Below are 20,066 nucleotides of genomic sequence, written 5' to 3' on the forward strand. Positions count from 1 at the left end.
GCATGAAGAAGGTTGCAGTCGTCGACTACGGCATGGGCAATCTGCGCTCCGTCACGCAGGCCGTCATCCATGTGGCCGCCGAGGCCGGTGTGGAAGTAGTGTGGGCGCGCACGGCGCAAGAGGTCATGGACGCCGACCGCGTGGTGCTGCCGGGCCAGGGCGGCATGCGCGACTGCATGCAGGACCTGCACGCCTGCGGCATGTTTGATGCCGTCATGCACGCTGCTGCCAACAAACCCCTGATGGGCGTGTGCGTGGGCATGCAAATGCTGCTGGACCACAGCCAGGAACTCGACACCCCCTGCCTGGGCCTGATCCCCGGCGACGTCGTCAAGTTCGAGCTGGCCGGGCAAACCCAGCCCGATGGCAGCCGCTACAAGGTGCCGCAAATGGGCTGGAACCAGGTCTGGCAAACCGCCCACGGCGTGCCCCGGCACCCGGTGTGGGGCGAGGTGCCCGATGGCAGCTACTTCTACTTTGTTCACAGTTACTACGCCAAACCGTATGATCCAAGCCACAGCGTGGGCGAAACGGACTACGGACAGCGCTTTTCTTCGGCCATTGCGCGCGATAATATTTTCGCAACCCAATTTCACCCCGAAAAAAGCGCTGAGCACGGCCTCTCCCTTTACCGCAACTTCCTTCACTGGAACCCCTGATTCTTCCCCTCGGCAAAAACCGCCATCATGCTTCTCATCCCCGCGATTGACCTGAAAGACGGTCACTGTGTACGCCTCAAACAAGGCGATATGGACCAATCAACCACCTTTGGTGAAGACCCTGCCGTCATGGCCAGAAGTTGGGTCGACAAGGGCGCCAGGCGATTGCACCTGGTAGATCTGAACGGTGCCTTTGCCGGGCACCCGAAGAACGAGGCAGCCATCCGCAAGATTCTCAAGAGCGTGGGCAGCGAAATCGACGTGCAACTCGGCGGCGGCATCCGCGACCTCGACACCATCGAGCGCTATCTGGATGCGGGCCTGCGCTACGTCATCATCGGCACCGCAGCGGTCAAGAACCCCGGCTTCCTGCAAGACGCCTGCACCGCCTTTGGCGGCCACATCATCGTGGGGCTCGACGCCCGCGACGGCAAGGTCGCCACCGACGGCTGGAGCAAGCTCACCCGCCATGACGTCATCGACCTGGGCAAGAAGTTTGAAGACTACGGCGTCGAATCCATCATCTACACCGACATTGGACGCGACGGCATGCTCTCGGGCATCAACATCGAAGCCACGGTCAAGCTGGCTCAAGCCCTCACCATCCCCGTGATCGCCTCGGGCGGCCTGTCCAATATGGCCGACATCGAAGCCCTGTGCGAAGTGGAACAAGAGGGCGTGGAAGGTGTGATCTGCGGTCGCGCGATCTACAGCGGCGACCTGGATTTCGCCGCAGCGCAAGAGCGCGCCGACGAATTGAACGGCTAGACGTGGCCCCCACGCTTCTCGCTTTGCGTAATGCGCTGCCCCTCAAGGGGGCGAAGTCTCCTCGGGGCGGCCCTTCGGAGACTTGAGTGCTCGCTAAAAGAATTATTCCCTGCCTCGATGTAACCGGCGGGCGGGTCGTCAAGGGCGTCAACTTTGTGGAACTGCGTGATGCCGGTGACCCGGTGGAAATCGCCGCCCGCTACAACGACCAAGGCGCTGACGAACTCACCTTTCTGGACATCACCGCCACCAGCGATGGCCGCGACCTGATCCTGCACATCATCGAAGCCGTGGCCTCGCAGGTCTTCATTCCACTCACCGTGGGTGGCGGTGTTCGGGTGGTGGAAGACGTGCGCCGCCTGCTCAATGCCGGTGCCGACAAGGTCAGCTTCAATTCGGCAGCCATCTCCAACCCGCAGGTGATTGAAGACGCCTCCCTCAAATACGGCGCGCAGTGCATCGTGGTGGCGATAGATGCCAAGCGCCGCACCACTGAAGATGCCCTGCGCCTGGTGGATGGCAAAGCCATTGGCCCGGGCTGGGATGTCTTCAGCCATGGTGGGCGCAAGAACACCGGGCTGGACGCGGTGCAGTGGGCGGCCAACATGGCCCAACGCGGCGCCGGCGAAATCCTGCTCACCAGCATGGACCGCGACGGCACCAAGTCGGGCTTTGACCTGCAACTCACCCGCGCGGTGGCCGATGCCGTGTCGGTGCCGGTGATTGCCTCGGGTGGTGTGGGCACCCTGGACCACCTGGCCGATGGCGTGCAGCAGGGCGGCGCCGACGCGGTGCTGGCTGCCAGCATTTTTCATTACGGCGAATTCACCGTGGCGCAAGCCAAGGCCCGCATGGCCGAGCGCGGCATCCCGGTGCGGATATAGCCGACAATCGCTGGATGAACTGGTTAGACGAAGTCAAATGGGACGCGCAGGGCCTGGTGCCTGTCATTGCGCAGGAGCAGGGCACGAACGATGTCCTGATGTTCGCGTGGATGAACCGCGAGGCGCTCGAAAAAACCGCTGAGCTGGGGCGCGCTGTGTACTTCAGCCGCTCGCGCGCCAAGCTGTGGTTCAAGGGCGAGGAGTCCGGCCATGTGCAGACCGTGCATGAGATTCGCATCGACTGCGACAACGACGTGGTGCTGCTCAAGGTCACGCAACTCGGACACTCGCCTGGCATTGCCTGCCATACCGGCCGCCACAGCTGTTTTTTTAGTGTTTTGAAGGACGGAGCCTGGCAAAGTGCCGATCCGGTCTTGAAAGACCCGGCATCCATCTACAAATAGGCCTATGTCATCCCACATCACTTCCCAGGACGCCTTGGCCGGTCTGGCCGCTGTCATTGAAAGCCGCAAGGCGGCCAATGGGGGCGACCCCGGCGCCAGTTACGTGGCGCGTCTGCTCCACAAGGGCCCGGACAGCTTTCTCAAGAAAATTGGTGAAGAGGCCACCGAAGTCGTCATGGCCGCCAAGGACGCTGACCATGGCGGTGACAAGACCCAGATCGTCTATGAAGTGGCTGACTTGTGGTTCCACTGCATGGTGGCCTTGGCCCACTACGGCCTCACCCCCGGCGATGTGATTGCCGAGCTGCAGCGCCGCGAAGGTACCAGCGGCATTGAGGAAAAAGCTTTGCGCAAGGTGCTTGCGCGCGAGGAGGGACAGGCATGACACAAGACTTCACAAGCCCCATGACCCCGGACCAGGCGAGCCTGCAGCGGATGCAGTCGCTCAACACCGTGGGCACCATCAGCTATGTGCTGCATTTGCTGGTGGCCGTGGGTGCCGTCATACCCGGCGGGCAGTTTGGCCCGGTGTTTCTGGTGGTGGCACTGATCATCGACCTGGTGAACCGCGACAAGGCCGAGGGCTCCTGGCACGCATCGCATTTTCGTTGGCGCATTCGCACGGTGTTGATTGCTGCGGCGCTGTACCTGGTGACGGCACCTTTGTGGGCCTTTTTGATATTCCCTGGCTATATCGCGTGGATGGCCATTTCGATCTGGTTCCTGTACCGCATCGTCACCGGCTTTGTGGCCATGAACAAGGGCCAGGAAATAGGGCAGACACCATGAGTGACTTGCTGCGCGCCCACACAGCTGCACACGACCCCGATTGCATCTTCTGCAAGATCGTTGCCAAACAAATCCCTTCGGGCATCGTGTACGAAGACGAAGAAATTTTTGCTTTCCACGACATCCATCCGTGGGCGCCGGTGCACTTCTTGCTAATACCCAAGATGCATATTCCTTCCATGGCCCAAGTCGGCCCTGATCAAGCCGGGCTGCTGGGGCGCATGATGGCCCTTGCCCCGAAACTGGCTTTGGAGCAGGGCTGCAACCCGTATCCAGAAGGCGGCTATCGTATGCTGACCAATACCGGCCGTGAAGGCGGCCAGGAAGTGCAGCATCTGCATTTCCATGTCATGGGCGGTCCGCGCCCTTGGCTGCGCGGGTAGAGATCTGCCTTGCGCGCAGACTAGAATCATCATCAATCGTTAGGAGTAATTCATGGGTTCATTTTCTATTTGGCATTGGCTGATCGTTCTGCTCATCGTGGTGATGATTTTCGGCACCAAGAAACTCAAGAACATGGGGCAAGATCTGGGTGGGGCCGTCAAGGGCTTCAAGGACGGCATGCGCGACGGCACAGCCGCTGCGGAAGAGGCTCCCGCGGCACCCAGCCAGGTGGCCAATGCAGCGGCTGAAAAGAACACCATCGATGTGGAAGCGCGGCACAAGTCTTGATCGCTGCTGTTTCCTTTGTGATGTGCTCTTGCGTTAAACCCGCGTGATCGATCTCGGCATATCCAAGCTGGCGCTCATAGGTGCTGTTGCCCTGATCGTCATTGGCCCTGAAAAGCTGCCCAAGGTAGCTCGTACCGTGGGCACCTTGCTGGGCAAAGCGCAGCGCTACGTGTCCGATGTGAAGGCCGAAGTTGGCCGCGCCATGGAACTCGACGAACTGAAGAAGATGCGTGACACGGTGGAAAGCGCCGCGCGCGATGTGGGCAACACCATACAGACACAGGCCAGCGAGTTTGAGAACTCCTGGTCGCACAGTGATGCCGCAGCTGCGCTGCCCGTTGAAGCCGAGCCACCCGCCTACAAGCACCCTGGCAAGAACTGGCGCCTCAAGCAGGGCGCCACACCCCACTGGTACAAGGCCCGCAACGGCGTGCGTACCAAGGCTCTGTCCGGCGCGGCCCGTGTTGCCCGGTTCCGTCCCCGCCGCACCAGCTGAGGCTTTTGTTTTAGTGATACCCGTTCATGGCCTCTGACAACTCCAAAGAAGACGAACTCGCCGGCACCGAGCAGCCCTTTGTGGCGCATCTGGTGGAGCTGCGCGACCGTCTGGTCAAAGCCGCCATTGCCATTGGCGTGATGGTGGCCATTCTGGCCCTGTACCCCGGCCCGGCCGCGCTCTATGACATCCTGGCCCAGCCTTTGGTGGCGTCGCTGCCTGTGGGCGCAACCATGATTGCCACTTCGGTCATCTCGCCCTTCATGGTGCCCTTGAAGATCATGATGATGGCCGGCTTTCTCATGGCCTTGCCCTTTGTGCTGTGGCAGGTGTGGGCCTTTGTGGCACCCGGCCTGTACTCCCACGAGAAGAAGCTGGTGCTCCCGCTGGTGGTGTCCAGCACCATCCTGTTCTTCATTGGAGTGGCCTTCTGCTACTTCTTTGTGTTTGGCCAGGTGTTCAAGTTCATCCAGAGCTTTGCGCCCAAAAGCATTACCGCTGCCCCCGATATCGAAGCCTATCTGGATTTTGTGTTGTCTATGTTCCTGGCCTTTGGCCTGGCTTTTGAGGTGCCTATCGTCGTGGTGGTGCTGGCGCGCATGAATATTGTCAGCATTGACAAGCTCAAGAGCTTCCGCAGCTATTTCATCGTGGTGGCCTTCGTGGTGGCGGCTGTTGTGACGCCACCGGATGTGGTGTCACAGTTGGCGCTAGCCATCCCCATGTGCATTCTGTACGAGTTGGGTATCTGGGCGGCACAGCTGTTTATCCGCCACACCCAGGCGCCCACCGACGAGCCCACCAAGCCAACCACCAGCCAGTCGCCTTAGGGCGGCCCGGCGGCGAAACTTCTGGTTAGCGCGGCGCTGCCTTGGGTTTGGGCCGCACGCCGGGCGTGACGTCCAGCTCCACCTTCTGGCTCTTGCGGTTGATGGTGAAGCGGGCCGCCGTGCCGGGCTTGAGGGACGCCACCACCGACAGCAGCTGCGTCACGTCGGCAATCTTGCGCTCACCAATCGCCTCGATCACATCGCCCGGCTTCACTCCCGCCTGAGCGGCGGGGCCGTTCTGCAGCACACCGGTAATGATCACGCCCTCTGTGAGCTTGGTGTTGAACGTTTCCGCCAGCTCGGGAGACAAATCGTTGGGCTCCACACCGATCCAGCCGCGCGTGACCTGACCATCCTTCACCAGCCCTTCGAGCACCAGCTTGGCGGTGGACACGGGAATGGCAAAACCAATACCCATGCTGCCGCCCGAGCGTGAATAGATGGCCGTGTTGATGCCCAGCAGGTTGCCGTTGGTATCCACCAGCGCGCCCCCGGAGTTGCCGGGATTGATGGCGGCATCGGTCTGGATAAAGTTCTCAAAGGTGTTGATGCCCAGCTGGTTGCGACCCAGCGCGCTGACGATGCCGCTGGTGACTGTCTGGCCCACGCCGAAGGGGTTGCCAATGGCCAGCACCTGGTCGCCCACCTGAATTGCATCGGAGTTGCCCAGCACAATGGTGGGCAGTTTGTCCAAGCCGATCTTGAGTACAGCCAGATCACTGTCTGGGTCGGTGCCGATCACCTTGGCCATGGTGTGGCGGCTGTCGTTCAGGATGACTTCAATTTCATCTGCGTCCTCGACCACATGGTTGTTGGTCAGTATGTATCCGCTGGCACTGACGATCACGCCACTGCCCAGGCCGCCCTGGGGTTCGTTGCCCTGGTCGCCGTAAAAGAACTTGAACCAGGGGTCATTGGCATTGGGGTTCTTCCTGGCGGCCTGGCTGGTGCTGATGCTGACCACGGCGGCCGACGCTTTTTGCGCCGCAGTGCGCAGGCTGCCTGGTGGAATTTCGCCCGGGGCCGCAGGAGGCGCCTCAAAGAGTGCTACGCCCGCACCCATGCTGCCCGGCACATGGTCCAGCCACTGCGGCTTGAGGGTTGCCACCACAAAGTAGGCCGCCAGGAATACGGTAGCGGTTTGCGAGAAGAGGAGCCAGAGACGTTTCATAGGGCCAAATTGTAGGCCGCCAGCCTTGGCCTGTTGGCTTGGCGGTACATTGCAGTCCAGAGTCCACCATGCGCAGCCCCTCCCGCTCAGCCCAGACCCGTCAGCAGGTCATCCATATCGAACCGCTGGCCGCCGCCAAGCCGCCCATGGGGGCAGCCTGCAACGGATGCGGCCTGTGTTGCCTGGCTGAGCCCTGCCCCCTGGGCGTGTTGCTGTCGCGCAGCCGAAGCGGTCCCTGCAAGGCGCTGCGGTGGGTGGAGGCAGAGCGCCAGTACCGCTGTGGTGCACTGGGGCAGACTCAGGCAAGCCGCGGCCTGGTAAGACTGAAAGCATGGTTGACGGCCTGGGTGGTGCGTCGCTGGATTGCCGCGGGCGTGGGCTGCGACTGCGATCTGGAGCCCACCGCATCCGCCACAATCAGCGCTACAAGTCCCATCTCAAGCAACACCTCTCATGATTGAACGCCAGCAACTTCTGAACGCCCTCGATACCCTGCTGCAACCCGAGCGCTTCAAGGACTACGGGCCCAACGGCCTGCAGGTCGAGGGGCGTGCACAGATTGGAAAAATCGTCTCCGGAGTTACCGCCAGTCTGGCCTTGATTGAGGCAGCCGTTGCCGCTCAGGCCGATGCCATCTTTGTGCACCACGGCCTGTTCTGGCGCGGCCATGATGGATGCGTCACCGGTTGGCTGCGCCAGCGACTGGGCCTGCTGATGCAGCACAACATCAACCTCTTTGCCTACCATTTGCCCCTGGATGCCCATCCGGAACTGGGCAACAACGCGCAGCTGGGTTTGCATCTGGGCTTCACGGCAGACGGGCGCTTTGGCGATCAGCAACTGGGCTGGCTGGGCCAGGCGCCCGAGGCGCTCATGCGCAGTCCGCAGGTCCTGGCGCAGCATGTGGAAACCAGATTGGGGCGGCCGGTCACACTGGTGGTCGGCAAGCCGGGCGCCATGCGGCGCATTGCCTGGTGCAGTGGGGGTGCGCAGGGCTATTTCGAAGCGGCGATTGCCGCAGGCGTAGACCTCTTCCTGACCGGTGAGATCTCCGAGCCGCAGGCCCACTACGCACGTGAATGCGGTGTCAGCTTCATTGCCTGTGGCCACCATGCCAGCGAGCGCTATGGCGCGCCTGCCCTGGCTGCCCAGGTGGCGGCGCAATGCGGGCTGGCGCATCATTTCATTGACATTGACAACCCCGCCTGAAAGTCGCCATGCCGCAGCCTCCGCCTTCCACCCGTCTGCCCATCGCCATCACCCTGGGTGACGCCGCAGGCATTGGCCCGGAAATCATCGCCAAAGTCTTTCGCCAAGAGCCAGAGCTGCTGCAAGGCTGCTTCGTCTGGGGCGATGTGGGCAGCATGCGGCGCGCCAGTGCGGCGTTGGGCGTACCGGGTGTGCCTTACCCGCTGGCCCGGATCGCCAGCCCGCAGGAAGTCTGGACCGTGCCTCCCCATTGCATTCCCGTCCTGCAGGAGGGCGAGGCGCTGGTCCCCGTTGTGGTGGGCCAGGTCAGCGCGGCAGCCGGAGCCTTTGCCGGGCGCTGTGTAATGGCTGCCGCCCAGGCGGCCATGCAGGGCCGCATTGCAGCGCTTGTTACTGCACCTTTGCACAAGGAGGCGCTGTCCGCCGCCGGTGCACCCTACAGCCTGTATCCGGGCCACACCGAAATGCTGCAGGCCGTGGCGGCCCAGCACCTGGGCAAGCCGGTGGGCGAAGTGCCGGTACGCATGATGTTGGCCAATGACGAGTTGCGCACGGTGCTGGTCAGCATCCATGTGTCGCTGCGTGCGGCTCTGGACGCGGTCACCTTTGACAACGTGCTGCAGACCCTGCTGATCACGCATGCGTCCCTGCAGCGGGTGCTGGGGCGCGCACCCCGCATTGCCGTGGCGGGTTTGAATCCGCATGCCGGGGAGGGTGGTCTGTTTGGGCGGGAAGAGCTGGAGGTTATTGTTCCTGCCATGCAGGCTGCAGCCAGTCAGGGCTGCAATGTGAGTGGGCCGTGGGCGCCCGATACCGTCTTCATGCGCGCGCGCCAGAAGCCGGGACAGCCAGCCGAGTTCGACGTGGTGGTGGCCATGTACCACGACCAGGGGCTTATACCCGTGAAATACCTCGGAGTAGAGAAGGGCGTGAATGTCACCCTGGGTCTGCCGCTGGTGCGTACCAGCCCGGACCATGGCACGGCCTTCGACATCGCCGGCAAGGGCTGCGCCGATCCGTCCAGCCTGCTGGAGGCGATCCGGATGGCGCAGGCCCTGTCAGCTTGAGCGTGCAATTTGCTGCAGGGCCGCCCCAAAGCAAATTAGCCCCCTCGTGGGGGCAGCGACCCACACGAAGCGGGGGAGCGTGGGGGCCCTATCTCTTCAGGCTGTCGCGGATTTCGCGCAGCAGGATGACGTCTTCGGGTGTCGCTACGGGCGCCGCTTCTGCAACGGGCTCTTCCTTCTTCAGGCGGTTGAGCTGCTTGACCATCATGAACACAATGAAGGCCAGAATGGCGAAGTTCACGGCAATGGTGATGAAGTTGCCATAGGCAAACACCGGCACACCGGCTTTCTTCAGCCCGGCCAGTGTGGTGTCGGTGCCGGCAGGAATGCTGCCCAGCACCACAAACATATTGGAAAAGTCCACCTTGCCAATGACAGCGCCGACGATGGGCATGAACAAGTCAGCCACCACCGAGTCCACAATCTTGCCAAAGGCGCCTCCAATGATCACACCCACAGCCAGATCGACTGCATTGCCCTTGATGGCAAATTCCTTGAATTCCTGCACCATTCCCATAGAAACTCCTTGTTGGTTTGGAACCGGAGTGTACTTGCGCAGCCGTCGGGCATCTACTGACACGTAGCTGACCGAGTGTCCGCCACTGGTCAGCTACAATCGCCGTTTGCCCATAGTTGTGATGTTCATTGAGGATTCTCATGAGTGAAACCCTAGTCGACACCAAATCGATCGACGCCAGTAAACGTACCTGGATGATTGCATCTGGTTGTGCCGGTGCAGTGGGCGGCATTGCCGTCGCTGTTCCTTTTGTCAGCACCTTCCAGCCATCGGAGCGCGCCAAAGCTGCCGGTGCTGCCGTCGAAGTGGATATTGCAGGCATCAAACCCGGTGAAAAAATCACCGTGGAATGGCGTGGCAAGCCCGTCTGGATCCTGCGCCGCACGCCCGAGCAAATCGCAGCCCTGCCCAAGCTCGACGCGCAGCTCGCTGACCCCAAGTCCGAGCGCAAGCGCGGCGAAATGACGCCCGAATACGCCCTCAACGAAGGCCGCTCCATCAAGCCCGAATTCTTCGTGGCCGTGGGCATCTGTACCCACCTGGGCTGCTCGCCTTCCGACAAGCTATCGGCCGGACCGCAAGCCTCGGTGCCGGACGACTGGCAAGGCGGCTTCCTGTGCCCTTGCCACGGCTCCACCTTCGATCTGGCTGGCCGTGTCTTCAAGAACAAGCCCGCGCCTGACAACCTCGAAGTGCCGCCGCACATGTACCTGTCCGACAGCAAGCTGCTGATCGGCGAAGACAAGAAAGCCTGAGGACATACGACATGGCGACATTCAAGGAAATTTCTCCCAACGCATCGGCTGGTGCCAAGGTCACGAACTGGTTTGAAAACCGCTTCCCCACCGCCTTCGATGCCTACAAGGTTCACATGTCGGAGTACTACGCTCCGAAGAACTTCAACTTCTGGTACATCTTCGGCTCGCTCTCGCTGCTGGTGCTGGTCATCCAGATCGTCACCGGTATCTTCCTGGTGATGCACTACAAGCCCGATGCCAACCTGGCCTTCGGCTCGGTCGAGTACATCATGCGCGATGTGCCATGGGGTTGGCTGATCCGCTACATGCACTCCACAGGCGCCTCCGCCTTCTTTGTGGTGGTCTACCTGCACATGTTCCGTGGCCTGATGTATGGCAGCTACCGCAAGCCGCGCGAACTGGTCTGGATTTTTGGCTGCGCCATCTTCCTGTGCCTGATGGCCGAAGCCTTCATGGGTTACCTGCTGCCCTGGGGTCAAATGTCCTACTGGGGCGCCCAGGTGATCGTCAACCTGTTTGCTGCCGTGCCCTTTGTCGGTCCCGACCTGGCCCTGCTGATCCGTGGCGACTTCGTGGTGGGTGATGCCACCCTCAACCGCTTCTTCAGCTTCCACGTGATTGCCGTGCCTCTGGTGCTGCTGGGCCTGGTGGTCGCTCACTTGCTGGCGCTGCACGATGTGGGCTCCAACAACCCCGACGGTGTGGAAATCAAGGGCCCTGACGCACCGCGTGACGCCGCTGGCCACCCGCTGGACGGCATCCCCTTCCATCCCTACTACACGGTGCACGACATCTACGGCGTGAGCCTGTTCCTGTTGGTGTTCTCTGCCATCATCTTCTTCGCGCCCGAGTTCGGCGGCTACTTCCTGGAGTACAACAACTTCATCCCGGCCGACCCGTTCAAGACCCCGCTGCACATCGCTCCGGTCTGGTACTTCACGCCTTTCTACTCGATGCTGCGTGCCATCACCAGTGAGATGATGTACGTGCTGGTGGCCGGCGTGCTCGCTGGTGCTGCGTTTGGCGTGTTCAAGGCGCCACTGCCCAAGATCTTCAAGCCCGTCATCGCTGTGGCGGCCGCTGCCGTGATTGCCATGATGCTGTCGATCGACGCCAAGTTCTGGGGCGTCGTGGTGATGGGTGGCGGTGTGGTGATCCTGTTCTTCCTGCCCTGGCTGGACTACAGCCCCGTCAAGTCGATCCGCTACCGCGCTTCCTGGCACAAGTACATGTACGCCGTGTTCGTGATCAACTTCCTGATCCTGGGCTGGCTCGGTACCCAGCCACCGTCGCCCGTCGGCGAGCGCGTGTCGCAACTCGGCACCCTGTTCTACTTCGGCTTCTTCATTCTAATGCCCGTGTGGAGCCGTATTGGCGAGCCCAAGCCAGTGCCCAAGCGCGTCAACTTTGTTGCCCACTGAAATGGAAACAAACACAATGAAAAAAATACTCGCGTCCCTTCTCCTGGTCCTGGGCCTGTCCCTGACTGCCCAGGCCAACACCGGCGGCATCGCCTGGGACAAGGCCCCCGCCAAGACCAATGACCTGGCTGCCCTGCAAAACGGCGCCAAAGTGTTTGTCAACTACTGCCTGAACTGCCACTCCGCCTCCTTCATGCGTTACAACCGCCTGAAAGACATCGGTCTGACTGAACAGCAGATCAAGGACAACCTGCTCTTCACCTCCGACAAGGTGGGCGACACCATGCAGGCCGCCATTGATCCCAAGCAGGCCAAGCAATGGTTCGGCGGCAACCCGCCCGACCTGACCGTGATTTCACGTTCGCGTTCGGCACAGGGCCAGGGCACGGGTGCAGACTACCTCTACACCTACCTGCGCACCTTCTATGTGGATGACACCAAACCCACTGGCTGGAACAACCTGGCTTTCCCCAACATCGGCATGCCCCACGCCCTGTGGCAATTGCAGGGCAAGCGCGCTCCCATCTATGAAGTAGTTGAAGAGCACGGCAAGGAAGTCCACGTGTTCAAGGGCTGGGAGCAAATCACTCCCGGTACCATGACGTCCGAGCAGTACGACCAGACCATCGGTGATCTGGTGAACTACATGCAGTGGATGGCAGAACCCGCGGCCAACACGCGTGTGCGCCTGGGCGTGTGGGTCATGTTGTTCCTGTGTGTGCTGACCTTCTTTACTTGGCGTATGAATGCTGCGTTCTGGAAAGACGTCAAGTAATTTTTTTGCTGCAGGTCCCCAGCACTCCTTGCGAGTGCCGGGACACCAGGGAGTGGGCTGGCAATTCTTGCAATTGCGGTAGCCCACTCTTTTTAATTTTTAGGAGTCTCTTGCCATGATGGTGCTGTATTCAGGAACAACCTGCCCCTTTTCCCACCGCTGCCGCTTTGTGTTGTTCGAAAAAGGCATGGACTTCGAAATCCGTGACGTGGACCTGTACAACAAGCCCGAAGACATCAGCGTCATGAACCCCTATGGCCAGGTGCCCATCCTGGTCGAGCGCGATCTCATCCTGTATGAGTCCAACATCATCAACGAATACATTGATGAGCGCTTCCCCCATCCCCAGCTGATGCCCGGCGACCCGGTGGACCGCGCCCGCGTGCGCCTGTTCCTGCTCAACTTCGAGAAGGAACTCTTTGTGCACGTCTCCACCCTGGAAGCACGCGCCTCCAAGGGCAACGAGAAGGCCCTCGAAAAAGCCCGCGCCCACATCCGTGACCGCCTGACCCAACTGGCCCCCGTGTTCCTCAAAAACAAGTACATGCTGGGCGACAACTTCTCCATGCTCGACGTGGCCATTGCCCCGCTGCTGTGGCGCCTGGACTACTACGGTATCGACCTGAGCAAGAACGCTGCACCGCTCTTGAAGTATGCCGAGCGCGTGTTCTCGCGTCCGGCCTACATCGAGGCGCTGACGCCTTCTGAGAAGGTCATGCGCAAGTAAGCACAAGGGTGGCCCATGTTTGATGCCAAAGAATCCCACTCCACGCGCCCCTACCTGATACGCGGCCTGTATGAATGGTGTACCGACAACGGTTTCACCCCGTTCATTGCCGTGCTGGTCGATGACTCGGTGCGCGTGCCCAATGAGTTTGTGAAGGACGGCGAAATTGTCCTCAACATCAGCTTCGACGCCACCAGCGCCCTGAAGCTGGGGAACGACTACATCGAGTTCAAGGGCCGCTTCGGCGGTGTGGCGCGCGACATCCTGGTGCCAGTGGACCGGGTGCTGGCCATCTACGCCAAAGAGAATGGGCAAGGCATGGCTTTCCCCTTGCTGGCCAGTACGGCAAGCCCTGCCTCATTGGCGCCTGTAGAGCAGCCATCTACAACCACTCCTGAAGGCCCACGCCCCGGTGGCGGTGGCCGTCCATCCCTCACACGCATCAAATGATTTGGGTGTTGCAAGTGTCAAAGTGCCTGTTTCCCTGGGTTAGAATTCAGCCCGTGCCGCTTTAGCTCAGTTGGTAGAGCAACCGCCTTGTAAGCGGTAGGTCGTCAGTTCGATTCCGACAAGCGGCACCACCCCCATCCAGTCCCCTCTCCGCAAAGCCTGACTCAGTCCGGCTTGCGCGACATTTGAACCTTCAATCGAATTGCGTTAACCTCCCAGCCCTTGGAGCGCAGGTGCGCCAGCAAGGACGGCAACAGTTGCTTGATTTTTGCGGCCACAGCGTTGTTGTCCAGCAGCAGGCACCAGACCGGCCCCTCTATCGGGCCGGGGTGCACGCAGTCCCGCAACGAAGGCGGCATCAGGGTCTGGATCGACTTCAGGCGCTGTGACGATTCAGTGGCCAGCTCGAACAAGCGGTTGAGTGTTTCAGAGTCCTGGGTTGCTTGTAGCAGCGTAATGGCACGGGTGCGGCGGATCATGGCCCCTTGGAAGGAATGGTATGCAATTGATTATCACGGATGCAAGGCTTTCCAAAAGCCGCTCCATCCAGCTCAGTGGCCTGCGCCTGTGCGCAGTGGCGCTGGGCTTGTCATTGTGCTTGATGCTGGTGTCTGCAGTCCTCTACCACTGGGTGTTTCTCAAGGGCGCCCGCGAGGGCTGGCCCGTGATCTCCACCCTGGTGCGGCTGGTGGTGAGGGATGAAGTGGCCCAGCGCGAACGCTTCATGCGCGAGAACATCGACGTCATGGCCAAGCGCCTGGGCGAGATGCAGGCCAAGATGATGCAACTGGAGTCGCTGGGCGAGCGGGTATCCGGCTTGGCTGGCATCAACCCCGCGGACATCCGTGCCAGGCCGGGGCAGGGCGGGGTGCTGGTGGCTGGGCATGACCTGTCCATGGAAGAGCTGCAGGCTGCCCTCAGCGACCTTGAAAAGGTTAGCCAGCAGCGCACCGATGTCATGACTGTGATCGAGTCGCGGCTGTTTGAGCAAAAAATAAAACAAATGATGGTGCCCACCGAGCTGCCCGTGAAAGACGTCAGCCTGGGCTCCAGCTTTGGCTGGCGCATTGACCCGTTTACCGGGCGCTCTGCCCTGCACACGGGCCTGGATTTTCCGGCCGAGGTCGGCACGCCCATTCTTGCTGCCGCTGGTGGTGTGGTGGTGGCACAGGAGTACCACCCGCAATACGGCAACATGATCGAAGTCGACCATGGCAATGACCTGATCACCCGCTACGCCCACTCATCGCGTGTGTTCGTCAAAAAGGGTGACCTGATCAAACGCGGTCAAAAGATAGCCGAAGTGGGCACCACCGGACGCTCCACCGGCGCCCATTTGCACTTTGAAGTGCTGGTGCAAGGCGTGCCACAAGACCCGCAAAAATTCCTGAACGCAGGCAGTCATCTGGCAGCCTTGGGCAAACGCTAAAATCAGCGGTTTAGCACGCCGTGCAGGCTGCCCGCGCCCCGTGCGCTTGCGTTTTGCCGGATTGCCCTCATATCACCTAGATTAGAAAAAGGACTGCGCTGTTCTGTAGGCCCGCTGTGGGAAACAGGCCAGTCTTGCTTGCATGGCCACCAATATTCTTACCAAAATCTTCGGAAGTCGTAACGACCGGCTGCTTAAAACTTACCGTTCCGTGGTGGCCCGCATCAATGCGCTGGAGCCCGAATACGAGAAGCTCAGTGATGAGGCTCTGAAGGCCAAAACGCAGGAGTTCAAGACCCGCGTTGCCAACGGAGAGACCCTCGAAGCCATCCTGCCCGAAGCCTTTGCCGTGGTGCGCGAGGGCTCCAAGCGCGTCATGAAGATGCGCCACTTCGATGTGCAGATGCTGGGCGGCATGTCGCTGCACTACGGCAAGATTTCCGAAATGGGCACGGGCGAAGGCAAGACGCTCACCAGTACCCTGCCGGTCTACCTGAACGCACTGACCGACAAGGGCGTGCACGTGGTTACGGTGAATGACTATCTGGCCAGCCGTGACGCGCGCTGGATGGGCCGCCTCTACAACTTCCTGGGCCTCACGGTGGGTATCAACCTGCCGCAAGCCCCGCGCGAGGAAAAGCAGGCCGCCTACCGCGCCGACATCACTTACGGCACCAACAACGAGTACGGCTTTGACTACCTGCGCGACAACATGGTCCACGAGGTGGGCGACCGCGTACAGCGCGGCCTGAACTTTGCCATCGTCGACGAGGTGGACTCCATCCTGATTGACGAAGCGCGCACGCCCCTCATCATCAGCGGGCAGGCCGAAGACCACACCGAGATGTACCTGGCCATCAACAAGATCGTTCCCTTGATGACCAAGCAAGAGGGCGAGGCCGACCCCCACACCGGCGAAGGCATCACCAAGCCGGGCGACTTCACGGTGGATGAAAAATCGCACCAGGTCTACCTGACCGAAGCTGGCCACGAGAACGCCGAGCGGGTTCTGGCCAGCATTGGCCTGATTGCCGAAGGCGCCTCCCTGTACGACCCGGCCAACATCACACTGATGCACCACCTGTACGCCGCGCTGCGTGCCAACCACCTCTACCATCGCGACCAGCACTACGTGGTGCAAGAGGGCGAGATTGTGATCGTGGACGAGTTCACCGGCCGCCTGATGACGGGTCGCCGCTGGAGCGACGGCCTGCACCAGGCCGTGGAAGCCAAGGAAGGCGTGGAGATCCAGGCCGAAAACCAGACCCTGGCCTCCATTACCTTCCAGAACTATTTCCGGCTGTACGGCAAGCTCGCCGGCATGACCGGCACTGCCGACACCGAAGCCTACGAGTTCCAGGAAATCTACGGCCTCGAGACCGTGGTCATTCCCCCCAACCGCAAGAGCCTGCGCGAAGACCAGCTGGACCGCGTGTACAAAACCACGCGCGAAAAGTACGAGGCCGCCATCAAGGACATCCGCGAATGCTACGAGCGCGGCCAGCCGGTGCTGGTGGGCACCACGTCCATCGAGAACTCCGAAATCATTGCCCAGCTGCTCGACAAAGACAAATTGCCCCACCAGGTGCTCAACGCCAAGCAGCACGCCCGCGAGGCCGAGATCGTGGCCCAGGCCGGACGCGCCAAGATGATCACCATTGCCACCAACATGGCCGGCCGGGGTACCGACATCGTGCTGGGTGGCAGCATCGAGAAGACACTGGAAGCCGTGGAGGCCGACGAATCCCTGGACGCTGCAGCCAAGCAGGCCCGCATTGCCGACATCCGCGCTTCCTGGAGCAAAGACCACGAGGCCATCAAGGCCCTGGGCGGCTTGCGCATCATCGCCACCGAGCGCCATGAGTCGCGCCGCATTGACAACCAGCTGCGTGGCCGCTCCGGCCGCCAGGGTGACCCGGGCTCCAGCCGCTTTTACCTGAGCCTGGATGACTCGCTGATGCGCATCTTTGCCGGTGACCGCGTCAAGTCCATCATGGACCGCCTGAAGATGCCCGATGGCGAAGCCATTGAGGCCGGCATTGTGTCGCGCAGCATCGAGAGCGCGCAGCGCAAGGTGGAGGCCCGCAACTTCGACATGCGCAAGCAGCTGCTGGAGTACGACGATGTGTCCAATGACCAGCGCAAGGTGATCTACCAGCAGCGCAACGCGATCCTTGACGCGCAAGACCTGAGCGCCCAGATCGCCTCGCTGCGCGAAGGCTGCTTTGAAGACCTGGTGCGTCAGTACGTGCCTGCCGAGTCGGTGGAAGAACAGTGGGACATCTTGGGCTTGGAGAAGGCGCTGCAGGAAGACTGGCAGCTGGAGCTGGGCCTGGAGAAGCAGATTACGGACGCCAGCGCCATCACCGACGAAGACATTCTGCACACCGTGGCCAGCGCGGCCGATGCCGCCTTCAACGCCAAGGTGGAGCAGGTGGGCCAGGCCAACTTCACCCAGTTTGAGCGCATGGTGCTGCTGCAAAGCATAGACACGCATTGGCGCGACCACCTGAGCGCGCTGGACTACCTGCGCCAGGGCATCCACCTGCGCGGCTATGCGCAAAAGCAGCCCAAGCAGGAATACAAGCGCGAAGCCTTCGAGCTGTTCGGCCAGTTGCTGGATTCGGTGAAGAATGATGTCACCAAGGTGCTGATGACCGTGCGCATCCAGTCTCAAGAACAGATCGACGAAGCTGCGCAACAACTCGAAGCCCGGGCGGAAGCCATCTCCAACGTGACCTACTCCGCCCCCACCGAAACCGGCGAGGTAGAGACAACCGTTGATGCTGAAACCGTAGGCCTGGCCCGCACCGCCAGCGCCACCGCAGCGGCCGCCGCCGCAGCCAGCATTGGCCGCGTTGGCCGAAATGACCCTTGCCCTTGCGGCAGCGGCAAGAAGTACAAGCAGTGCCACGGGAAGCTGGCGTAGCGCTACAAGGGCCCTTTGAAATGGGCAACTTGCTACGCTGACGGAATATACCTTTTAAGGTAATAATTGCCATGCGCGCAAAAGACAAACCACTTGGATGGATTGGCAGCAGCAAGAAAGACCTGATGGCACTGCCGCTGGATGTGCGCAAGTTTTTCGGGCATGCCCTGGATTTTGCTCAGCGTGGTGACAAGCACGATGCGGCAAAGGTACTCAAGGGTTTCGGTGGCGCCGGCGTGCTGGAGTTGGTGGAAGACGATCAGGCTGGCACATACCGTGCTGTTTATACCGTCAAGTTTGCCAGCGCTGTTTTTGTGCTTCACTGCTTCAGCAAGAAGAGCAAGCGCGGAGTCGAGACACCGAAAGAGGACATGGACATCATTCGCGCGCGGCTCAAAGTGGCCGAGGCACTTGCAAAGGAGCTGTGATATGACGAAAAAATCCGCCGTTCGCACCATCAAGGGCATAGATGTAGAAATGGGCTCAGGAAATGTCTTTGCCGACCTCAGCCTGCCCGGTGCCGACAAGCTCAAGATCAAGTCCGGACTGGTTATCGAGATCACCAAGGCCATGCGCAAGTTGGGCCTCACTCAGAAGGCTGCGGCTGAGCGCATGGGCATTCCCCAGCCCAAGGTGTCGGCCATGGTGCGTGGCGACTTCACCAACTTGTCCGAGCGCAAACTGATGGACTGCCTGAATCGCCTGGGCTATGACATTGAAATCAAGGTGCGGCCTGCAGCAGAGCCTTTGGGGCATTTGATGCTGGCGTTTGCCTGAATTTGGGTAATACGCCCACCTCTCTACTTGAAAGACAAGAAACCTATGCCCGTTAACCTGCCCCTGCCCGACGCCGCCACGCTGTACCCCATTGCTGGTGTGCGCATCGGCGTGACCGAAGCCGGTATCCGCAAAGCCAACCGCAAAGACCTGACCGTTGTGTTGCTTGACGCAGGTGCCAGCGTGTCGGGCGTGTTCACCTCCAACCGCTTTTGCGCAGCGCCCGTGCAGCTGTGCCGCGAGCACCTGGCCACTGGCCCGGGTGTGCGTGCCATGGTCATCAACACCGGCAACGCCAACGCCGGTACCGGCGCCGATGGCCTGGCCCGTGCGCAGCGCTCCTGCGCCGCACTGGCCCAGCGTCTGGGCATCACAGCCGAACAGGTGCTGCCGTTCTCCACCGGTGTGATCATGGAGTCGCTGCCCGTGGAGCGCATCGAGGCCGGTCTGGACGCAGCCATTGCAGACGCCACACCAGACCATTGGCTCAAGGCCGCCGAAGGCATCATGACCACCGACACCCAGCCCAAGGCCTTTGGCGCCCGGGGCCTCGTGGGTGGCAAGCAAATCAGTGTCTCGGGCATCAGCAAGGGTGCCGGCATGATCCGCCCCAACATGGCCACCATGCTGGGCTTTATTGCCACCGATGCGTGTGTAAGCCAGGCGGTGATGAAGCAGCTCTCCTTGGAACTGGCCGAGGGTTCGTTCAACCGCGTTACCGTGGATGGCGACACCTCCACCAACGATTCGCTGGTGGTGATCGCCACCAACAAGGCCGGCAACGCAGTCATCGATTCGCTGGCATCAAGTGACGGCCAGGCGCTCAAGGCGCTGATGCTGGATGTGGCGCGCAAACTGGCCCAGGCCATCGTGCGGGACGGCGAAGGCGCCACCAAATTCATCAGCGTGGTGGTGCAGGGTGGCCGCACCGCGGAGGAATGTCGCAAGGTGGCCTATGCCATTGCCCACTCGCCCTTGGTCAAGACCGCCTTTTTCGCCAGCGACCCCAACCTGGGCCGCATCCTGGCCGCCGTGGGCTACGCCGGTATTGACGACCTGGACCAGACCGGCATCGAGCTGTACCTGGACGACGTGCATGTGGCCACCCAAGGCGGGCGCAACCCGGACTACCGCGAAGAAGACGGCCAGCGCGTCATGAAGCAAAGCGAGATCACCGTGCGCGTGGCACTGGGCCGGGGCGACGCAACAGAGACGGTTTGGACCTGCGACTTCAGCCACGAGTACGTCACTATCAATGCAGACTACAGGAGTTGAACACCCCCGTCCAGGCTCACTGCGTGTAGCCCGTTCCCCCCTTGCAGGGGGCAACACCA

The 20,066-nt window shown here is 61.1% G+C and carries 26 protein-coding genes and 1 tRNA gene; 24 read left to right on the forward strand and 3 right to left on the reverse strand.

Annotation, left to right across the window (positions count from 1 at the left end; translation table 11 throughout):
- The first annotated feature begins 2 nt into the window (after window positions 1-2).
- From hisH to tatC, 10 genes are all read left to right on the forward strand, one after another.
- Window positions 3-659, forward strand: coding sequence for an imidazole glycerol phosphate synthase subunit HisH (gene hisH, locus DIC66_RS04250; protein WP_117174416.1), 657 nt, complete (start codon window positions 3-5; stop codon window positions 657-659).
- A gap of 27 nt (window positions 660-686) precedes the next feature.
- Window positions 687-1,427 (forward strand): 1-(5-phosphoribosyl)-5-[(5-phosphoribosylamino)methylideneamino]imidazole-4-carboxamide isomerase, encoded by a 741-nt coding sequence (hisA, locus tag DIC66_RS04255; protein ID WP_117174418.1) that lies wholly within the window; start codon window positions 687-689, stop codon window positions 1,425-1,427.
- Between the two features lie 86 nt (window positions 1,428-1,513).
- Window positions 1,514-2,311: an imidazole glycerol phosphate synthase subunit HisF gene (gene hisF, locus DIC66_RS04260; protein ID WP_117174420.1), complete on the forward strand. Its 798-nt coding sequence runs from the start codon at window positions 1,514-1,516 to the stop codon at window positions 2,309-2,311.
- A gap of 14 nt (window positions 2,312-2,325) precedes the next feature.
- Window positions 2,326-2,715, forward strand: a complete 390-nt coding sequence (gene hisI, locus DIC66_RS04265) for a phosphoribosyl-AMP cyclohydrolase (RefSeq protein ID WP_117174422.1) — start codon at window positions 2,326-2,328, stop codon at window positions 2,713-2,715.
- Window positions 2,716-2,719: 4 nt separating this feature from the next.
- The gene (locus DIC66_RS04270; RefSeq protein WP_117174424.1) at window positions 2,720-3,100 is read left to right on the forward strand and encodes a phosphoribosyl-ATP diphosphatase; all 381 of its coding nucleotides are present in this window, start codon (window positions 2,720-2,722) and stop codon (window positions 3,098-3,100) included.
- A complete protein-coding gene (locus DIC66_RS04275; protein WP_233505781.1) occupies window positions 3,097-3,504 on the forward strand; it encodes a DUF4870 family protein in 408 nt (135 codons plus the stop codon). The genes DIC66_RS04270 and DIC66_RS04275 overlap by 4 nt, the downstream gene beginning before the upstream one ends.
- The gene (locus DIC66_RS04280) at window positions 3,501-3,887 is read left to right on the forward strand and encodes a histidine triad nucleotide-binding protein (RefSeq protein WP_117174426.1); all 387 of its coding nucleotides are present in this window, start codon (window positions 3,501-3,503) and stop codon (window positions 3,885-3,887) included. Before DIC66_RS04275 ends, DIC66_RS04280 begins: the two co-directional genes overlap by 4 nt.
- Before the next feature lie 52 nt (window positions 3,888-3,939).
- Window positions 3,940-4,176 (forward strand): Sec-independent protein translocase subunit TatA, encoded by a 237-nt coding sequence (gene tatA / locus DIC66_RS04285; protein WP_117174428.1) that lies wholly within the window; start codon window positions 3,940-3,942, stop codon window positions 4,174-4,176.
- Between the two features lie 43 nt (window positions 4,177-4,219).
- Complete coding sequence (tatB, locus tag DIC66_RS04290; RefSeq protein ID WP_117174430.1) at window positions 4,220-4,672, forward strand: Sec-independent protein translocase protein TatB; 453 nt, start codon at window positions 4,220-4,222, stop codon at window positions 4,670-4,672.
- Window positions 4,673-4,698: 26 nt separating this feature from the next.
- The gene (gene tatC / locus DIC66_RS04295; protein WP_117174432.1) at window positions 4,699-5,502 is read left to right on the forward strand and encodes a twin-arginine translocase subunit TatC; all 804 of its coding nucleotides are present in this window, start codon (window positions 4,699-4,701) and stop codon (window positions 5,500-5,502) included.
- A gap of 25 nt (window positions 5,503-5,527) precedes the next feature.
- Here tatC and DIC66_RS04300 read toward each other — a convergent pair whose 3' ends face one another.
- Window positions 5,528-6,673: a S1C family serine protease gene (locus DIC66_RS04300; protein WP_117174434.1), complete on the reverse strand. Its 1,146-nt coding sequence runs from the start codon at window positions 6,671-6,673 to the stop codon at window positions 5,528-5,530.
- A gap of 68 nt (window positions 6,674-6,741) precedes the next feature.
- On the opposite strand from DIC66_RS04300, the gene DIC66_RS04305 reads away from it, so the two are divergent.
- From DIC66_RS04305 to pdxA, 3 genes are read left to right on the forward strand one after another with little or no spacing between them, the layout of a single operon-like run.
- On the forward strand, window positions 6,742-7,134 hold the full coding sequence (locus DIC66_RS04305; protein ID WP_233505782.1) for a hypothetical protein: 393 nt from the start codon (window positions 6,742-6,744) through the stop codon (window positions 7,132-7,134).
- A complete protein-coding gene (locus DIC66_RS04310; RefSeq protein ID WP_117174436.1) occupies window positions 7,127-7,882 on the forward strand; it encodes a Nif3-like dinuclear metal center hexameric protein in 756 nt (251 codons plus the stop codon). Before DIC66_RS04305 ends, DIC66_RS04310 begins: the two co-directional genes overlap by 8 nt.
- An 8-nt stretch (window positions 7,883-7,890) precedes the next feature.
- Window positions 7,891-8,949 (forward strand): 4-hydroxythreonine-4-phosphate dehydrogenase PdxA, encoded by a 1,059-nt coding sequence (pdxA, locus tag DIC66_RS04315; RefSeq protein WP_117174438.1) that lies wholly within the window; start codon window positions 7,891-7,893, stop codon window positions 8,947-8,949.
- A gap of 88 nt (window positions 8,950-9,037) precedes the next feature.
- Here pdxA and mscL read toward each other — a convergent pair whose 3' ends face one another.
- Window positions 9,038-9,466, reverse strand: coding sequence for a large conductance mechanosensitive channel protein MscL (gene mscL / locus DIC66_RS04320; RefSeq protein ID WP_117174440.1), 429 nt, complete (start codon window positions 9,464-9,466; stop codon window positions 9,038-9,040).
- Window positions 9,467-9,606: 140 nt separating this feature from the next.
- Here mscL and petA point away from each other — a divergent pair, with 140 nt between their 5' ends.
- The 6 genes from petA to DIC66_RS04350 all read left to right on the forward strand — a co-directional run bounded on the left by petA (window position 9,607) and on the right by DIC66_RS04350 (window position 13,728).
- Window positions 9,607-10,221 carry a ubiquinol-cytochrome c reductase iron-sulfur subunit gene (gene petA, locus DIC66_RS04325; RefSeq protein WP_117174442.1) on the forward strand — a complete coding sequence of 205 codons (615 nt, stop codon included), beginning with the start codon at window positions 9,607-9,609 and terminating at the stop codon, window positions 10,219-10,221.
- Between the two features lie 11 nt (window positions 10,222-10,232).
- Window positions 10,233-11,645 carry a cytochrome b gene (locus tag DIC66_RS04330; protein WP_117174444.1) on the forward strand — a complete coding sequence of 471 codons (1,413 nt, stop codon included), beginning with the start codon at window positions 10,233-10,235 and terminating at the stop codon, window positions 11,643-11,645.
- Window positions 11,646-11,661: 16 nt separating this feature from the next.
- Window positions 11,662-12,420: a cytochrome c1 gene (locus DIC66_RS04335; RefSeq protein WP_117174446.1), complete on the forward strand. Its 759-nt coding sequence runs from the start codon at window positions 11,662-11,664 to the stop codon at window positions 12,418-12,420.
- Window positions 12,421-12,535: 115 nt separating this feature from the next.
- Window positions 12,536-13,147 (forward strand): glutathione S-transferase N-terminal domain-containing protein, encoded by a 612-nt coding sequence (locus DIC66_RS04340; protein ID WP_117174448.1) that lies wholly within the window; start codon window positions 12,536-12,538, stop codon window positions 13,145-13,147.
- Window positions 13,148-13,162: 15 nt separating this feature from the next.
- Window positions 13,163-13,597, forward strand: a complete 435-nt coding sequence (locus tag DIC66_RS04345) for a ClpXP protease specificity-enhancing factor (protein ID WP_117174450.1) — start codon at window positions 13,163-13,165, stop codon at window positions 13,595-13,597.
- 55 nt (window positions 13,598-13,652) lie between these two features.
- Window positions 13,653-13,728: transfer RNA gene (locus DIC66_RS04350), tRNA-Thr, on the forward strand.
- Between the two features lie 33 nt (window positions 13,729-13,761).
- Here DIC66_RS04350 and DIC66_RS04355 read toward each other — a convergent pair.
- The gene (locus DIC66_RS04355) at window positions 13,762-14,076 is read right to left on the reverse strand and encodes a DciA family protein (RefSeq protein WP_117174452.1); all 315 of its coding nucleotides are present in this window, start codon (window positions 14,074-14,076) and stop codon (window positions 13,762-13,764) included.
- A gap of 20 nt (window positions 14,077-14,096) precedes the next feature.
- Here DIC66_RS04355 and DIC66_RS04360 point away from each other — a divergent pair, with 20 nt between their 5' ends.
- From DIC66_RS04360 to argJ, 5 genes are all read left to right on the forward strand, one after another.
- Window positions 14,097-15,026, forward strand: coding sequence for a M23 family metallopeptidase (locus DIC66_RS04360; protein ID WP_117174454.1), 930 nt, complete (start codon window positions 14,097-14,099; stop codon window positions 15,024-15,026).
- 142 nt (window positions 15,027-15,168) lie between these two features.
- Window positions 15,169-17,955: a preprotein translocase subunit SecA gene (gene secA, locus DIC66_RS04365; RefSeq protein WP_117174456.1), complete on the forward strand. Its 2,787-nt coding sequence runs from the start codon at window positions 15,169-15,171 to the stop codon at window positions 17,953-17,955.
- A gap of 71 nt (window positions 17,956-18,026) precedes the next feature.
- On the forward strand, window positions 18,027-18,383 hold the full coding sequence (locus DIC66_RS04370; protein WP_117174458.1) for a type II toxin-antitoxin system RelE/ParE family toxin: 357 nt from the start codon (window positions 18,027-18,029) through the stop codon (window positions 18,381-18,383).
- Between the two features lies 1 nt (window position 18,384).
- Complete coding sequence (locus DIC66_RS04375) at window positions 18,385-18,732, forward strand: helix-turn-helix domain-containing protein (RefSeq protein WP_117174460.1); 348 nt, start codon at window positions 18,385-18,387, stop codon at window positions 18,730-18,732.
- A 45-nt stretch (window positions 18,733-18,777) separates the two neighbouring features.
- Complete coding sequence (gene argJ, locus DIC66_RS04380) at window positions 18,778-20,007, forward strand: bifunctional glutamate N-acetyltransferase/amino-acid acetyltransferase ArgJ (RefSeq protein ID WP_117174462.1); 1,230 nt, start codon at window positions 18,778-18,780, stop codon at window positions 20,005-20,007.
- Window positions 20,008-20,066 lie beyond the last annotated feature (59 nt).

Source organism: Rhodoferax lacus (genome assembly GCF_003415675.1).
In the GTDB taxonomy this organism is placed as follows: Bacteria; Pseudomonadota; Gammaproteobacteria; order Burkholderiales; family Burkholderiaceae_C; genus Allorhodoferax; species Allorhodoferax lacus.

Coding starts and splice junctions, on each gene's coding strand:
- secA (WP_117174456.1), top strand. CDS start 15,169: ATGGCCACCAATATTCTTACCAAAATCTTCGGAAGTCGTAACGACCGG.
- DIC66_RS04375 (WP_117174460.1), top strand. CDS start 18,385: ATGACGAAAAAATCCGCCGTTCGCACCATCAAGGGCATAGATGTAGAA.
- DIC66_RS04270 (WP_117174424.1), top strand. CDS start 2,720: ATGTCATCCCACATCACTTCCCAGGACGCCTTGGCCGGTCTGGCCGCT.
- hisH (WP_117174416.1), top strand. CDS start 3: ATGAAGAAGGTTGCAGTCGTCGACTACGGCATGGGCAATCTGCGCTCC.
- DIC66_RS04300 (WP_117174434.1), bottom strand. CDS start 6,673: ATGAAACGTCTCTGGCTCCTCTTCTCGCAAACCGCTACCGTATTCCTG.
- DIC66_RS04355 (WP_117174452.1), bottom strand. CDS start 14,076: ATGATCCGCCGCACCCGTGCCATTACGCTGCTACAAGCAACCCAGGAC.
- hisA (WP_117174418.1), top strand. CDS start 687: ATGCTTCTCATCCCCGCGATTGACCTGAAAGACGGTCACTGTGTACGC.
- tatC (WP_117174432.1), top strand. CDS start 4,699: ATGGCCTCTGACAACTCCAAAGAAGACGAACTCGCCGGCACCGAGCAG.
- pdxA (WP_117174438.1), top strand. CDS start 7,891: ATGCCGCAGCCTCCGCCTTCCACCCGTCTGCCCATCGCCATCACCCTG.
- DIC66_RS04330 (WP_117174444.1), top strand. CDS start 10,233: ATGGCGACATTCAAGGAAATTTCTCCCAACGCATCGGCTGGTGCCAAG.
- DIC66_RS04280 (WP_117174426.1), top strand. CDS start 3,501: ATGAGTGACTTGCTGCGCGCCCACACAGCTGCACACGACCCCGATTGC.
- tatA (WP_117174428.1), top strand. CDS start 3,940: ATGGGTTCATTTTCTATTTGGCATTGGCTGATCGTTCTGCTCATCGTG.
- DIC66_RS04360 (WP_117174454.1), top strand. CDS start 14,097: ATGCAATTGATTATCACGGATGCAAGGCTTTCCAAAAGCCGCTCCATC.
- argJ (WP_117174462.1), top strand. CDS start 18,778: ATGCCCGTTAACCTGCCCCTGCCCGACGCCGCCACGCTGTACCCCATT.
- hisI (WP_117174422.1), top strand. CDS start 2,326: ATGAACTGGTTAGACGAAGTCAAATGGGACGCGCAGGGCCTGGTGCCT.
- DIC66_RS04310 (WP_117174436.1), top strand. CDS start 7,127: ATGATTGAACGCCAGCAACTTCTGAACGCCCTCGATACCCTGCTGCAA.
- DIC66_RS04370 (WP_117174458.1), top strand. CDS start 18,027: ATGCGCGCAAAAGACAAACCACTTGGATGGATTGGCAGCAGCAAGAAA.
- petA (WP_117174442.1), top strand. CDS start 9,607: ATGAGTGAAACCCTAGTCGACACCAAATCGATCGACGCCAGTAAACGT.
- DIC66_RS04275 (WP_233505781.1), top strand. CDS start 3,097: ATGACACAAGACTTCACAAGCCCCATGACCCCGGACCAGGCGAGCCTG.
- mscL (WP_117174440.1), bottom strand. CDS start 9,466: ATGGGAATGGTGCAGGAATTCAAGGAATTTGCCATCAAGGGCAATGCA.
- DIC66_RS04340 (WP_117174448.1), top strand. CDS start 12,536: ATGATGGTGCTGTATTCAGGAACAACCTGCCCCTTTTCCCACCGCTGC.
- DIC66_RS04305 (WP_233505782.1), top strand. CDS start 6,742: ATGCGCAGCCCCTCCCGCTCAGCCCAGACCCGTCAGCAGGTCATCCAT.
- DIC66_RS04335 (WP_117174446.1), top strand. CDS start 11,662: ATGAAAAAAATACTCGCGTCCCTTCTCCTGGTCCTGGGCCTGTCCCTG.
- DIC66_RS04345 (WP_117174450.1), top strand. CDS start 13,163: ATGTTTGATGCCAAAGAATCCCACTCCACGCGCCCCTACCTGATACGC.